Here is a 14400-nt window from a genome sequence, read left to right as displayed (position 1 = left end):
CCGAGCATCTCGCGCCGGGACGCGCGCTCACGCTTTCCAATGTCGCCGAGGGTGCCGAAGGCCTCGNCGTCTCCGACCTCGCGCGCGCGATCGCCGCCAGGCCGAAGCCGCCGGCGGTCAGCCTCGCCGTGGTCTGCCGCGACGGCAACCGGATGCAGCAGCTGGCGCGGGCGCTCGACTTCTTCGCGCCAGATCTGCCGGTGATGCAGTTCCCGGCCTGGGACTGCCAGCCCTACGATCGCGTCTCGCCGCATGGCGGCATCCTCGCCCAGCGCGTCACGACCCTGGCGCGGCTGTCGCGCCTCGCGGGCAGCGACAAGCCGCTGATCGTGCTGACCACGGTCAACGCCATCGTGCAGCGGGTGCCGTCGCGTGACACCATGGCGGGGCAGGCGCTGTCGGTCGCGCCAGGTCATGTCGTGCCGATGGATTCGGTCGTCGCGTGGCTGGAGCATAACGGCTACGTCCGGGCCTCGACCGTGCGCGAGAGCGGCGAATATGCCGTGCGTGGCGGCATCCTCGATCTGTTCCCCGCCGGCCTCGACCAGCCCGTGCGCTTTGACTACTTCGGGGATTCTTTGGAGTCGATCCGCACCTTCGACGCCGAGACCCAGCGCACCTTGCTCGACATGCGCTCGCTCGATCTCGTGCCGGTCTCCGAATTCCAGCTCGTCACCGACACCATCCGCCGCTTCCGCATGGGCTATGTCGCCGAGTTCGGCGCGCCCGAGCGCGACGACGCGCTGTACGAGGCCGTCAGCGAGGGCCGCCGCTATCCCGGCATGGAGCATTGGCTGCCGCTGTTCCACGACAAGATGGAGACGCTGTTCGACTATCTGCCGAACACGCCCATCGTGATCGAGCCGCAGGGCGAGGACGCCGCACGCGAGCGTTTCAAGCAGATCATCGACTATTACGACGCCCGCCGCGAGGCGATGGAGCATCCCGGCGGCGGCGCGATCTACAAGCCGCTGACGGTCGACCGGCTATATCTGACCTCGACCGAGTGGGCGGAGCGCCTCGCCGCCGTGCCGCTCGCACGCGTCACGCCGTTCGCGGTGCCGGAGGGCGCTGGCGTCGTCGACATCGGCGCGCGGGCCGGCCGCAACTTCGCGCCGGAGCGTAACGCCGCCGCCGTCAACGTATTCGAGGCCGTGGTGGCGCATGTGCAGGCGCTGCAGTCGGTGCGCAAGAAGGTCGTGATCGCGCTGTGGAGCGAAGGCTCGCGCGACCGCATGGCGTCGATGTTGAAGGACCACAAGCTGATCCACGTCACCAGCGTCAACACCTGGCGCATGGTGCAGGCGACGCCGCGCAACGAGACCATGCTGGCGGTGCTGGGCCTGGAGACCGGCTTCGAGACCGATCAGATCGCCGTCATCTCCGAGCAGGACATCCTCGGCGACCGCCTGGTGCGGCCGCGCCGCGCCAGCCGCAAGCTCGACAATTTCATCTCGGAGGTCACGAGCCTCGCCATCGGTGACATCGTCGTGCACGTCGACCACGGCATCGGCCGCTTCGTCGGGCTGCAGACGCTCGAAGTCGCAGGCGCGCCGCATGACTGTCTCGAGCTGCGCTATGCCGGCGAAACCAAGCTGTATCTGCCGGTCGAGAACATCGAGCTGCTGTCGCGCTACGGCTCCGACCAGACCAATGTCGAGCTCGACAAGCTCGGCGGCTCGGGCTGGCAGACGCGCAAGGCGAAACTCAAGAACCGCATCCGCGAGATGGCCGGCGAACTGATCAAGATCGCCGCCGAGCGCATGCTGCACGAGGCGCCGAAGATGCCGGTGCAGGCCGGCCTCTACGACGAGTTCTGCGCGCGCTTTCCCTATGACGAGACCGAGGATCAACTCGCCGCGATCCAGGCGACGCTTGGGGACCTCGAAGCGGGACGGCCGATGGATCGTCTCGTCTGCGGCGACGTCGGCTTCGGCAAGACCGAGGTGGCGCTGCGCGCGGCGTTCGCCGTCGCGCTCGACGGCAAGCAGGTCGCCGTCGTCGTGCCGACCACGCTGCTCGCGCGCCAGCACGCGAAGACGTTCACCGAGCGCTTCAAGGGCTTTCCGGTCAACGTCGCGCAGGCCTCGCGGCTCGTCTCGACCAAGGAGCTCAACCAGGTCAAGAAGGGCCTCACTGACGGCTCCGTCGACATCGTCGTCGGCACCCATGCGCTGCTCGGCAAGACCATCAAATTCCGCGACCTCGGCCTCGTCATCGTCGACGAGGAGCAACACTTTGGCGTCAGCCACAAGGAGCGGCTGAAGCAGCTGCGCGCCGAGGTCCACGTGTTGACGCTGTCGGCGACGCCGATCCCGCGCACCCTGCAGCTGGCGCTGACGGGCGTGCGCGAGCTGTCGATCATCGCCTCGCCGCCGGTCGATCGATTGGCGGTGCGCACCTTCGTCGCGCCGCATGATCCCGTGATGATCCGCGAGGCGCTGCTGCGCGAGCGCTATCGCGGCGGCCAGGCGTTCTACGTCGTGCCGCGCATCGACGATCTCGCCGAGGTCAAGGAATTCCTCGACAAGACCGTACCGGAGATGAAGGTCGCGGTGGCCCATGGCCAGATGGCGCCGACTGTCATCGAGGACATCATCTCGGCATTCTACGACGGCAAGTTTGACATTCTCTTGTCGACCACGATCGTTGAGTCCGGCCTCGACATTCCCCGCGCCAACACGCTGATCGTCCATCGTGCCGACATGTTCGGCCTCGCCCAGCTCTATCAGCTGCGCGGCCGCGTCGGCCGTTCCAAGCTGCGCGCCTATGCGCTGTTCACTTTGCCGTCGACCCACAAGGTCAGCGCGCAGGCCGAGAAGCGGCTGGGTGTGCTGCAGTCGCTGGAGACGCTGGGTGCCGGCTTCCAGCTCGCCAGCCACGACCTCGATATCCGCGGCGCCGGCAACCTGCTCGGCGACGAGCAGTCCGGCCATATCAAGGAGGTCGGCTTCGAGCTGTATCAGTCGATGCTGGAGGAGGCGATCGAGAACCTCAAGGCCGGCATCACCGAGCCGACCGTCGATCGCTGGTCGCCGCAGATCACCATCGGCATGCCCGTGCTGATTCCGGAGGACTACGTCTCCGATCTCTCGGTGCGGTTGTCGCTGTACCGAAGGCTCGCCGATCTCGAGACTGACGAGGAGATCGAGAATTTTGCCGCCGAACTGCGCGACCGCTTCGGCAAGCTGCCCGACGAGACGCGCTACCTGTTCAAGGTCGCCGCGATCAAGAACTACTGCCGCCGCGCCAATGTCGAGAAGGTCGACGCCGGCCCGAAGGGCGCCGTGATCGCCTTCCGCGACAACAGTTTTGCTTATCCCGACCGCCTCGTCGCCTTCATCAAGCGCCACGGCCAGGCCGCCAAGGTGCGCCCCGACATGAAGGTGGTGTTCCTGCAGGTCTGGGAGACACCGGAGGAGCGGCTGGCGGGAACCACGGACATCCTCAAGGAGCTGGCGGAGCTCGCGGAGAAGAAGAAGGCGGCATAGTCCACCGGCTTCAGGTTATCGAAGTTGCCAGCCGAAATGCAAGGCAAGGCTCGCAATCAGGAACACTGAGACGATTGCGACGACGCTGACCCAGTCTGTGTCTTCGCGAGATTGCCGGTTTTGCATCACGCATGCTCCGCTTTCGCCCGAGGCGCCTGGCACCGCCGTGGTTGCACCAGACAATTGGGGCAGATGCGCGATCTCAAGATGCAGCTCCTGCACGCTCACGGCGTCCCGTGAAGCGGCGCGAGTCCCGGGTGGTCGTTGACGAAGAACACGGCACTTGATGGGGCGCTTGTCTGGTGCGTGTCGCCTTCGAACCGCATGACATAGGCGCCGGGGAGGCGCGGCGCCGTCCATCGCGCCGAAATGTGCGTGATCTCGGGTCCTTGATAGTCCAGCGGCAGCGCTGCACCGTAGGCGACCAGAGCAGCCTTGACGGCACCGCTCTGTGCGCCCGGGCGTGGCGCCGCGCTGACGGTCAGCCGTCCCTTGATGGTGGTGGTCGGCGTGTCCGGGATGATCAGCAACTGCATGGATTCACCGGGGACGAAGCTGTGCTTGTGCAGATTGATCGTGATGCCCGGCTCGGCCATCAGGAACGCCCGCATTCGCGACAGGCCGAAGATCTCGTCCAGCGCATCAGACAACTGCACCGTGCCGAGGATTCCGACATGGCTGCCCGGCATCGAATATTTGCCGGAATAGCTGCCGGCGAGGGCGCTGAACACGGGCACCGTGCCGTCGCCGTCCACGGTGATCGTCTCGACAAAGCTGGTCCCGCGATAGAGATATGCATTGGAGGTACTAAGGCCCGTGCCGGCGATCAGATAGTATGTGACACCGGCCGGACGATGCGCGACATTGAGCTGTTGCCATGAGGTCGCCGCGGCCTGCGCACTCGAAACCGTCAGCCCGTATTTGTCAGCCACGGCCGGATCGTAGACGTCCTGCTCCTGCTCGGGAGGCGTGAGGCTGGTGTCGAGTAGCGCGTCCGTCCCGGGCGTCGGAAAGCACTGGAAGCAGGCTGGGTAGCTCGGATTGTTGGCGATCGCTCGCAAGTCGTCCCGGCTCAGGCCGAGCGAGCCGGCTTCGCATCCCAGCGCCTGCCCCAGAGCGGTCGCGGCGCCCAGGTGGGGCCCGCACACGCAGATCAGACGCTTGATGTTCCCGAACCACGGCGCGTTCTCGTATCTCCCGCTTTCCAGCATCAGCCGCGCCACGAGATTGCCCATGGAATGGCACACCAGCGTGATCGCCGTTGCTCCGCCGCCGACGGCCTCGGCGATCCGCCGAGCCAGCATCTCGGACGAGGCCACGAACGGCGCGTTGGACTGCCAGAGATCGACCCGCCAATCATAGTAGAAATCAATGCGCTTGGCGGCCGGGGAGAGCCGCTCGGCGATCTGATCCAGCTTTGTCATGATCGGGCGATAGACCGGGTACGAATAGCCGTCGAACACCGGAAGCTCCGCCCAAATCCCGGTCGCCGTCACCTGGGGATCAAGCAGTTCGCCGATCCGGTGATAGCCGTCCCAGACGATCTCGTCGATCGTCGGCGGCCATACCTGGGTCTCACCAAGACTGAGGCAAGAGCCCGTGATGCCGGGGACCAGAATGATCGTCTCCATCGACCCCTCCCTGGTGCTTCAACCTGGCCGCGCTCGATCGATCGCGGTACGTCCTTGCCTGCGGAACCTATGTGTATTCTCCAATCATGACAATCGAAAGTTGCGATCTTGATCGAGATCGGCGGTGGACTCGCGGTGACGTGCCGAGAGCAGAAATAGTTTCGTCGCTCGAAATCCGGCGACCTGCTGCGGGCACCGAGTCCGCCGCTGTCAACTACAGGAGCAATACATACAGGCTCTGGAGAGTCGGTTGCCGGATTGAGGAAGATCGTTCGGCGCTTTGTTGTGAGTCCGTAGGGTGGGCAAAGCGGCCGCCGTCAGGCGGCGGCGTGCCCACCGTCGCGCATCGTGCCATGTCGTAAGACGGTGGGCACGGCGCATCTGCACCTTCCGTGTGGCGAGATCGAGCAAGCGCCTTTGCCCACCCTACGGTTCGGCGCTTTGGATGAGACGCGAGCTGATAACTCCATGCGTCATTACGAGTGCAGCGAAGCAATCCAGGGCCGCGTGCGAGACTCTGGATTGCTTCGCTGCACTCGCATGTCGTGGGCCTAGGAGCGGCGCCCCAATCTTAAGACGCCGCGCGTTGGGCCTCGCCATAGACTCGCGCCAGCAATGTTCGCGCGGTGTCGTTCGGCTGCAGCGCGGCCACGGTGATCGCGGGCTCGCTGCGCGTGTCGCGCTTGCCGTGCGAGGTGTGGCGCATCACGCTGGAGAGGCGGCGGGCGATGGCGTGGGCGGAGCGCAGGTCGGTCTCGGCGAACACGACGACGACGGAGCCGTTGTCCTCGTGGGTGCCGAAGTCCATCCGGCGCATCAGGCGGCTGATGATGCGGGCACCGTCATATTGTGCGCGCGGGTTGACCGGATCGAAGGCGAAGCGGGCCACCGCCAGGCTGCCGCCGCTCTTCTGTGTCTGGCTGACCGCGGTCGCGAAGTCGCGCGCGAAGGCGTTTCGGGTGAGCAGGCCGGTCAAGGGATCGAGCATGCCGCCGGCTTCGATCGCGCGCAGCGTGCGGTTGAGCCGGCTCTCGAAGGCGTGCTGGCGGATCAGCGGCAGAGCATGCGCCGCGATGCGCTGCGGATCGCCGGCGATGATCTCGAGATTGGCGAGCTCCTGCAGCGGTGCCGGCTGATTGGCGGTGACGACGACGCCAAGATTGCGGAAGCGGGTATCCTCGGCGAGCACGGCGAGGAACGCATCGACCACGCGCGGCGAAAAGCCTTCGCCGAGCACAATGCCGTCGATGTCGCGGCTCGACAGGTGCTTCGCCGCGGCCTCGATGCTGAGCGCGCCGACCACGGCCATGCGCTCGCCGAGCGCAACTGATAGTCCGGGCAGCGAGGCGCCGCGGCCGAGCAGCAGCACCGTCGCGTCATTGAGCGGATCCGTCTCGGGCAGCGTGGCGTCCGGCGTCTTCTTCTCGTCGAGGCGGCGCAGCACCGTCGTGTGCAGCGTGCGGACGCGCAAGGCGGCGCGCAGGCGTGCCAGCAGACGGTCGGTGTTGTCGCTGCCGTGCAGGGGAATGGCGTTATCGGGCAGGGCAGCCTCGCCCGGCGCAATTGCGATCATCGGGACATAGGGCTTGCGCGCGCTGACATGGCGCGACAGCGCAGCCACGTCGGCGGCCTCGGCGCCCTCCATCACGGCGAGAATGGCCGCTGGTTGAACTCGGGACAGGGCGCCGGCCGCGTCGGCCCAGCGGGCCTCGGTCGTCGGGAGAATCTGCGCCGCCGCGAGGGCCGCCGTCAGCGAAGGCCGCGTGGAAGGAGAGACGATGAGAAGCGGGCCTTGTTGGGACATCAAGGAAACTCAGGATACGCTGACGATGCTGTCGCGATCCTAGGTCCCTCCCGTTAACGCGGCGTCAACACTGTTCCGAACACGCGCGTTCCGCATTCGACCGGACGGCAGCTTCAGCCGCCCGGGCCGGCACGGTCGCGGAACGCCTCCACCATCAGCGGATTGAGGCCGAGCTCGGCGAGCGCTTCGCGCGCGCGCGCGTTGTCCATCGCGCGTCCCGCCAGGCGGTGTCCGCTGAGCCGGTCGGGCAGCGCGGTCAACAGTGCGCCCTGGCCGAGCCGCCGCGACCATTCGTGCAGGTCCTGCGCCAGGAAGCGGTAGCCGCCGACAGCCATCACGCCCGCAGGCGGTGCGGTGATCGAGATCGTATCGTGGGCGCGGTCGAGCCGCACGGCATATTCGGTGTCGACGAAATCCCGCGGCGGCGCCGGCATCAGCGAGTCGCTCGGCGGAGGCGGGGGCGCGTAGGCGGCGACGACGACCATCGGCCCGCGCAGGCCGAGCGTACCCTTGGGAGTGACCAGGATCTCTCCGGCGATCGACGATCCCGGCTGCTCCCGCGGCGCGCCCTGCCGGCCCGGCTTGACCGGACCGGGATTGCCGTCGGCTGACGTCCGGCGGATGGCGAACAGGCCGGCTTCGCCGAACAGATAGACGTCGGTCAATTCGATGTCGCGCGTCTTCCAGGCCGGGCTCGAGGCCACCTGCTCGGGTGCGCGCCACATGCCGAGCACGTAGCGCAGATTCGGCAGCCGGGTGGCGAGCTCGCCCTCGTCGAGACGGAACGCGAGCTGCGCCGGCACGATCAGCGTGTCGCAGCCGAGCTGCGCGAGATGCTGCTCGAGCGCATCGGCATCGAACGGATGATGCAGCGCGAGGCTGCCCCCCGACAGCAGCCACGTGACGACCGAGGCGGCGAGCCCGGCGAAGGACGACGGCAGGAATGCCGACATCATGTTCACGCCTTGCGGCAGATCGCTTTCGAGCGAGACCGCGAGGCCGCCGGCGATCAGGCTGAGATGGGTGCGCGGCACGGCGCGGAAACCATCGGCCGTCACGTCGAACGAGACGATCGCGGCCTTGCGACCGTCAGGCATGATTCCCCGCGTCGAGCGCGACGGCTTGGCGATCGACTGGTCGAGCGAGTACATGCCTTCGGGCAGATCGCTGCCGAAGCCGCAGACGTGGCGGATCGAGAACGCTTCGGCCGCGGCATTCATCGCGAGATCCGCGTGAACGACGCCGTCGATCTTCGCCATCGTCACGATGGCCCGCGCGCTGGTACGGTTGAGCGCCGCCACGAGCTCCGACTGACGCCAGAGCAGCGGGAACACGGCGACCACCAGGCCGGCGCGATGCGCCGCCAGAACCGTCAGCACGAACTCGATGGTGTTGGGCAGCTGCACCGCGATCACGGAATGCGCGGGCAGGCCGGCATCGATGAAGTGTGCGGCGAGCGCCGAGATCACGCGATCGGCTTCGGCGTAGGTGAGCCGCATCGGCGGCCGGCCGGAGATGCGCTGCTTGTTGATCGGATCGATCAGGGCAACCGCATCCGGCTTGCGCGCCAGGATGCGTTGAAACAACGCGTCGAGCGTCGGCGACGTATTGGCCTGATTCACCTGTTGCCCCGTACTTTCACGGACCCGGCCGACCAACTGCCCCGGTTGGTCATTTCGATGCCGGTTCCGGCCGCTGCCACCAGCTCTCCGGGAGCGCTCCCGTCAAAGCTGTCCTCTTGGGCCGTTCTATACGATTCCACCGAGCGATCCATTCCTCGGCGGCATTGAGCACTGGAATAGCGTAGAACCCCGCCATCAGGGTACGGTCCAATGCGCGAACGGTCGAGATAAATTGCTGCCTGTCGCGGGCCCGCAACAGCGCGGCGATCATGGCGTCGATCGCCGGATCCTTGGCGCCCATGTAGTTCCGCGTTCCGGTGCGGTCCGCTGCCTCGCTGCCCCAGTAGAACGACTGTTCGTTGCCGGGCGACAGCGACTGGTCCCAGCGGTTCTGGATCATGTCGAACTCGAAGGAGAGGCGGCGCTGGTCGAACTGCACGGGATCGACCACACGGATGGATGCGCTGATCCCGGCGCGCTTGAGGCTGCCGGCATAGGCGAGCGCAATGCGCTCCTGATCGCGCGTCGTGACCAGGATCTCGAAAGCGAGCGGCGCCCGCGTCGTCCGGTGCCGCAGCACCGCGCCGTCGGAATCATAGCCCGCCTCGGCGAGCAGATCGAGTGCGGCCTTGAGCGCGGTGCGGTCGCGGCCCGAGCCATCCGTGACCGGCAGGCGGTAGCTGCCGTCCATGATGTCGGAGGGGATCTGCGCCGCGAACGGCTTGAGCAGCTCGCGCTCGGTCGCATCGGCCGCACGGCCATAGGCGGACAGCTCGGAGCCCGCGAAATAGCCGCCGCTGCGCCGGTAGAGCCCGAAGAAGTAGTTGCGGTTGATCCACTCGAAGTCGAACAGCAGGGTCAGCGCGCGGCGCACCCTGAGATCGGCGAACACGGGGCGGCGGGTGTTGAACACCAGGAACTGCGACGGCTGCGGCATGCCCGAGGTGAAGCTGTCGCGGATGACCTCGCCGCTACGCGCCGCAGGGAAGTCGTAGCCGTCGTGCCAGCGCAGCGGCTCGGTCTCGACGCGGAAGTCGTAGAGGCCGCGCTTGAACGCCTCGAACTGGCCGTTGGCTTCCCGGTAGTAATCGAGTCGGACCTCGTCGAAGTTCCAGAGGCCGCGGTTGACCGGCAGGTCGCGGCCCCAATAGTCGGGGTTGCGGGTCAAGGTGACGCTGGATCCCGGCTGTACGGCCGTGACCCGGTAGGGTCCCGAGCCGAGCGGCGCGGTCATGCTGGTGTTCTCGAACGTCGCAACGTCGGTGGCGTGCTTCGCCAGGACCGGCATCAGCCCGAGAATGAGCGGCAGCTCGCGATCCTCAGTGCCGCCGAAGTCGAACCGGATGGTCAGGGGATCGAGCACCTCGGCCTTGGCGACCTTGCCGTAGAACTGGCGGTGGTTGGGGCGGCCATGATCGCGCAGGAGCGCGAAGGAGAATGCGACGTCCTCTGCCAGCACCGGCGTGCCATCGGAGAAGCGGGCGCGGGGGTCGAGATGGAATGTGACATAGGTCCTGCGGTCATCCGTTTCGACGCTCCGGGCGAGCAGGCCATAGAGCGTGAACGCCTCGTCATTGCCGCGGGTGAGCAGGCTTTCGACCACATGGCTGCGGATCTGCTGCACGGCGATGCCGCGGACGATGAACGGATTCAGGCTGTCGAACGTGCCGAGCACCCCCCAGACGAGGCGGCCGCCTTTTGGGGCATCCGGATTCGCATAGGGCATGTGATCGAAGCCCGCCGGCAGGGCCGGCTCGCCGTGCATGGCGATTGCCGCAGTTTCGGCAGCGCGGGCGCTGGAACTGTAGACTGGCTGCAACAGCGCCAGAATCGCCCCGGCCAATGCGCCGGCTGCCCCCGACATGCGCTGCAGCATCAGGATCGCCACGCAAGCAATTGATTCGAAACGGGCCACGAAAGGCTTTTACCACAGGCCCGCACGCGCTAAACGGCGTCTCTGACACGGTCTCGCGGCATTGATCTTTCCGCATACCGCGTTATGAAAGCGGTCAATTGAGCAGGGCGGCAACGCCTGTCACTTATCCGCCTCATTTCCTGAGGAGACAGCCGCTTCAACGGCTTGGTGTGGCGCCTTTGGCGGTCTCGGGCGCTGCCGTTCAGAAAGGGTTTTCCGCAATGAATTTCCGTGACTTGGCCTCGTCGGTTGGGCCGCGTGGGCGGCTCGTCGCCCTGCTGGCAGTCACTGCGCTGGCCGTTTCGTTCGCTTCGGAGGCGCAGTCGCAGGCTCAGCCGCCCGCCGCGCCCAAGGCGAAGGCTCCGGCTGCCGCTCCCAAGGCTCCCGCTCCGGCCGCGCAGGCCCCTGGCGCTCCTCCCGCAGCCGGCCAGCCCCAGCAGCAGGCGCAGCAGCAGGAAATGCCGCAGCTGATCTATGCGCCCTGGACCAAGTTCTGCCTGAAGGGCCAGGATGCCAACGCCAAACAGGTCTGCTTCATCGGCAAGGACGGGCGCATCGAGTCCGGTCAGCCTGTGGTTGCAGCCGTGATCATCGAGCCCGAAGGCGAGCCGAAGAAGATCCTGCGCGTGACGCTGCCGCTCGGCATGCAGCTGCAGCCCGGCACCCGCATCGTGGTCGACAACAACCAGGCGCAGCAGAGCGGCTATGTGATCTGCTTCCAGAACGGCTGCATGTCGGATTACGAGGCGACCCCGGATTTCGTGGCCAGCCTGAAGAAGGGCCAGACCCTCTACGTGCAGGCGATCAACTCGAACGGGACCGCGCTGACCTTGCCGCTGCCGCTGCAGGAAGGCAACAGCAGCTTCGCCAAGGCCTATGACGGCCCGCCGACCGATCCAAAGGAATTCGAGAAGACCCAGCAGAAGCTGCAGGAAGAGCTGCAGAAGCGCGCCGAGGAGCAGCGCAAGAAGCTGGAGCAGACGCAAGGCGGGCAGCCGCAGGCGAAGCAGTAACGCGGCCGACGCTCCAACCGTTGACAAAGCAAAAGGCGCTCCATTCGGAGCGCCTTTTTTGTTCAGGTCGGAGTTTGTCGGCGATCGCTGCGGGCGGCGCTCGGCCTCGCCCAGAGCAGGTTGCGGCCGAATGCCGGCCACCGGTCAGTCAACAGGGCAGTTCGGCAGGATCAGCTCGACAGCGTCAGTTCAACAGCGGGTTGCGCGGACGATAGCCGCCGGACTTGTCCTTGATGAAGATCTCGGCAACCTGAGAGTGTCGAATGGGCTCGCCGGACTCGTCCGGGACGAGGTTCTGCTCGGACACATAGGCGACGTATTCGGATTCCGCGTTCTCGGCCAGCAGATGATAGAATGGCTGGTCCTTATGCGGCCGAACCTCCTCGGGGATCGAGAGCCACCATTCTTCGGTGTTGTTGAACTCAGGGTCGATGTCGAAGATCACGCCCCGGAACGAGAACACTCGGTGCCGGACGATCTGGCCGATCTGAAACTTGGCAGTTCGCGCTTTGATCATTCTAGTCGAATAGACCAGGATTGAGGCCGATGCTAGTGCCCGGGGGGCGGATTTAATCTAGACACCGCCGATTCGCGCCCCGCATCCCACGGCCCGCAACGGGTCCTCCGCAGAGACCCATGTTCGACATTCTCAACCTGGCCTTGCCATATTTCGGCGTCGTTTTCATAGGGTTCGCCTGCGGTAAATGGAAGAGGCTGCCGGAGTCCGGGCTGTCCTGGATGAACTTCTTCCTGCTCTACGTGTCGCTGCCCGCCTTGATGTTCAACCTCATCGCGCGCACCCCGTTTGCGGAACTGAGCAACCCTCCCTTCCTGGTTGCAACGACGCTTGCGACCGTCGTCACCTTCACGCTGGCGCTGGTGCTCGGCAAGCTGATCGGGCGGCTGTCGCTGCGCGAGGCAACCATGGCCGGGCTCGCCGGCGGCTATGGCAACATCGGCTACATGGGGCCGGGGTTGGCGCTGGCCGTGCTCGGGCCGAAGGCCGCGGCGCCGACCGCGCTGATCTTCTGCTGCGACAGCATCTTCCTGTTCTCGATCGTGCCGCTGCTGGTGGAGCTCACCGAGCGTGATCACGCCTCGCTCGGGCACGCCGTGCGCACCGTGCTGCAGCAGATCCTGCGCAACCCGCTGATCATGGCGACGGCGGCCGGCATTCTGGCCGCGGCGCTGCAGCTGCATCCGCCGACCGTGCTCGATCGCACCCTGCAGTTCCTGCAGAACGCGGCTGCGCCCACCGCGCTGTTCGCCCTCGGCGTGACCGTGGCGCTGCGTCCGTTCGAACGGCTGCCATGGGAGGTGCCGGTGCTCACAGTCGTGAAGCTCGTCATCCACCCGCTGGTGTCGTTCGGCCTGATGCTGCTGCTAGGACCCTTCGCGCAGCCCTGGGCCGCGACCGCCGTGCTGATGGCGGCGCTGCCGCCGGCGCTCAACGTGTTCGTGATCGCGCGCCAGCACGACAGCTGGATCGAGCCGGCCTCGTCGGCGGTGCTGATCGGCACCTTCGCCTCCGTCCTGACCCTCACCACGGTGATGTGGCTGATCCAGAGCGGACGGCTCGTGTTCCCGTGAGATCCGCTCAGCCGGCCTTGCGCGCGCTGCGCCAGGAGGGCGCGAGACCCTCGCGCATCGCCAATCGCCGCAGCGGGCCGATGCCGCCGATCAGATGCATGCCGACGGCGCGCATCGACTGCATCGGCAGAAGATCGCTGAGCAAAGAGCGGTTGGCGACGTCGATCACGAAGGTACGGCTGAGAATGTCGGCGCGGCGCGCCGCGCCATAGCGGGCGATCACCTGCGGCGCGCCGAGATCCTCGCCGGCCGCTCTGGCCTTCGCGACCACAGCAGCGATGTCGATGCCGTCGCGCAGGCCGAGATTGAGGCCCTGCGCGCCGATCGGCGGCACGACATGCGCGGCCTCGCCGATCAGCGCGATGCGGTTCTGCGCGTAAGCTTGCGGCCGCTCGATCGCGAGCGGAAAAACGTGACGGCCCGGCTCGACATGGACGCGGCCGAAGATCGAATGCGACTGCCGCTCGGCGGCCGCCGACAGCGCGTCATCGTCGAGCGCCTGCAGCCGCTCCGCCTCCTTGGGCGCAGCCACCCAAACGACGCTGCAGCGGTCGCCGGGCAGCGGCACGAATACGCAGGGACCGTGCGGCGTGTGGAATTCCGTCGAGACGTTGTGATGCGGCCGCGCATGGCTGATGTTGAACGTCAGTGCCGCCTGCTGCAGGGGACGCCGGATGACGTCGATGCCGGCAGCCTCGCGGCACAGCGAATGTCGGCCGTCAGCGCCGACCACGAGCTGCGCGGTCAGCACGCGGCCGGATGCGGTGGTGACGGTGACCGCGTCCGTGTCGCTACGAACGCTCTCGGCATCTTCGGCGATCCGCACCAATCCGTCGATCTCGCCGGCGCGCTGCTCCAGCGCCTCGACCAGCACGGCATTGGCGATGTTGTAGCCGAACACGTCGAGCCCGATCTCGTCGGCGACGAAGCGCACCTCGGGCGCGCGGATCAGCCGGCCGGTATCGTCGACCAGCCGCATCGTCCTCAGACCGGCGGCGCGATCGCGGCACGACGACCAGACGCCGATCTCGTCGAGGAAGTCGACCGAGCCGCCGAGCAGGGCGGTGGTGCGGTTGTCGGCATAGGGCGCCTTGCGGGCGACGAGGGCCGTCCGGGCGCCGGTCCGCGCAAGCGCAATGGCGGCCGCGAGGCCTGCGGGGCCGCCGCCGACGACGATGACATCGAAACTGCTGTTCTCGAGGCTGGTGTCTGTGTGGGTCATGCCGGAACATTTGACGTTCCCGGGCGCATTTTCAAGAGTGATCCGCGCTTATGCGCGGCGCATCGCCGCAAGCGACGATATGCAATTCGCTCCGATTCCTGATAGCAGTGAG

Annotated in this window: 10 protein-coding genes; 3 read left to right on the top strand and 7 right to left on the bottom strand. The window is 66.6% G+C overall.

What is annotated here, in order from left to right:
• Window positions 1-3491: transcription-repair coupling factor (gene mfd / locus BRAO375_RS00420; protein WP_035638158.1), on the top strand; the 3491-nt coding region annotated here is incomplete at its 5' end.
• A 15-nt stretch (window positions 3492-3506) separates the two neighbouring features.
• Here mfd and BRAO375_RS37100 read toward each other — a convergent pair.
• From BRAO375_RS37100 to BRAO375_RS00400, 5 genes are all read right to left on the bottom strand, one after another.
• Complete coding sequence (locus tag BRAO375_RS37100) at window positions 3507-3713, bottom strand: hypothetical protein (RefSeq protein ID WP_139031265.1); 207 nt, start codon at window positions 3711-3713, stop codon at window positions 3507-3509.
• Window positions 3714-3715: 2 nt separating this feature from the next.
• Window positions 3716-5122: an alpha/beta hydrolase gene (locus BRAO375_RS00415; protein ID WP_009025460.1), complete on the bottom strand. Its 1407-nt coding sequence runs from the start codon at window positions 5120-5122 to the stop codon at window positions 3716-3718.
• Between the two features lie 571 nt (window positions 5123-5693).
• Window positions 5694-6926, bottom strand: coding sequence for a nucleotidyl cyclase domain-containing protein (locus BRAO375_RS00410; RefSeq protein ID WP_009025459.1), 1233 nt, complete (start codon window positions 6924-6926; stop codon window positions 5694-5696).
• A 113-nt stretch (window positions 6927-7039) separates the two neighbouring features.
• Window positions 7040-8548 (bottom strand): AMP-binding protein, encoded by a 1509-nt coding sequence (locus BRAO375_RS00405; RefSeq protein ID WP_009025458.1) that lies wholly within the window; start codon window positions 8546-8548, stop codon window positions 7040-7042.
• 49 nt (window positions 8549-8597) lie between these two features.
• Complete coding sequence (locus BRAO375_RS00400) at window positions 8598-10424, bottom strand: extracellular solute-binding protein (protein WP_009025457.1); 1827 nt, start codon at window positions 10422-10424, stop codon at window positions 8598-8600.
• A 260-nt stretch (window positions 10425-10684) separates the two neighbouring features.
• Here BRAO375_RS00400 and BRAO375_RS00395 point away from each other — a divergent pair, with 260 nt between their 5' ends.
• Window positions 10685-11476, top strand: coding sequence for an invasion associated locus B family protein (locus BRAO375_RS00395; protein WP_035638154.1), 792 nt, complete (start codon window positions 10685-10687; stop codon window positions 11474-11476).
• Window positions 11477-11660: 184 nt separating this feature from the next.
• Here the strand turns inward: BRAO375_RS00395 and hspQ are convergent, their stop codons facing one another.
• On the bottom strand, window positions 11661-11993 hold the full coding sequence (hspQ, locus tag BRAO375_RS00390) for a heat shock protein HspQ (protein ID WP_008965329.1): 333 nt from the start codon (window positions 11991-11993) through the stop codon (window positions 11661-11663).
• Between the two features lie 119 nt (window positions 11994-12112).
• Between hspQ and BRAO375_RS00385 the strand changes: the two genes are divergently transcribed.
• Window positions 12113-13066, top strand: a complete 954-nt coding sequence (locus BRAO375_RS00385; RefSeq protein ID WP_009025455.1) for an AEC family transporter — start codon at window positions 12113-12115, stop codon at window positions 13064-13066.
• 7 nt (window positions 13067-13073) lie between these two features.
• On the opposite strand, the gene BRAO375_RS00380 is transcribed toward BRAO375_RS00385, so the two are convergent.
• On the bottom strand, window positions 13074-14288 hold the full coding sequence (locus BRAO375_RS00380; RefSeq protein WP_009025454.1) for a UbiH/UbiF family hydroxylase: 1215 nt from the start codon (window positions 14286-14288) through the stop codon (window positions 13074-13076).
• Window positions 14289-14400: the final 112 nt, after the last annotated feature.

Source organism: Bradyrhizobium sp. ORS 375 (genome assembly GCF_000239775.1).
Classification (GTDB): domain Bacteria; phylum Pseudomonadota; class Alphaproteobacteria; order Rhizobiales; family Xanthobacteraceae; genus Bradyrhizobium.
This window is presented reverse-complemented; position numbering and strand designations above follow the sequence as displayed.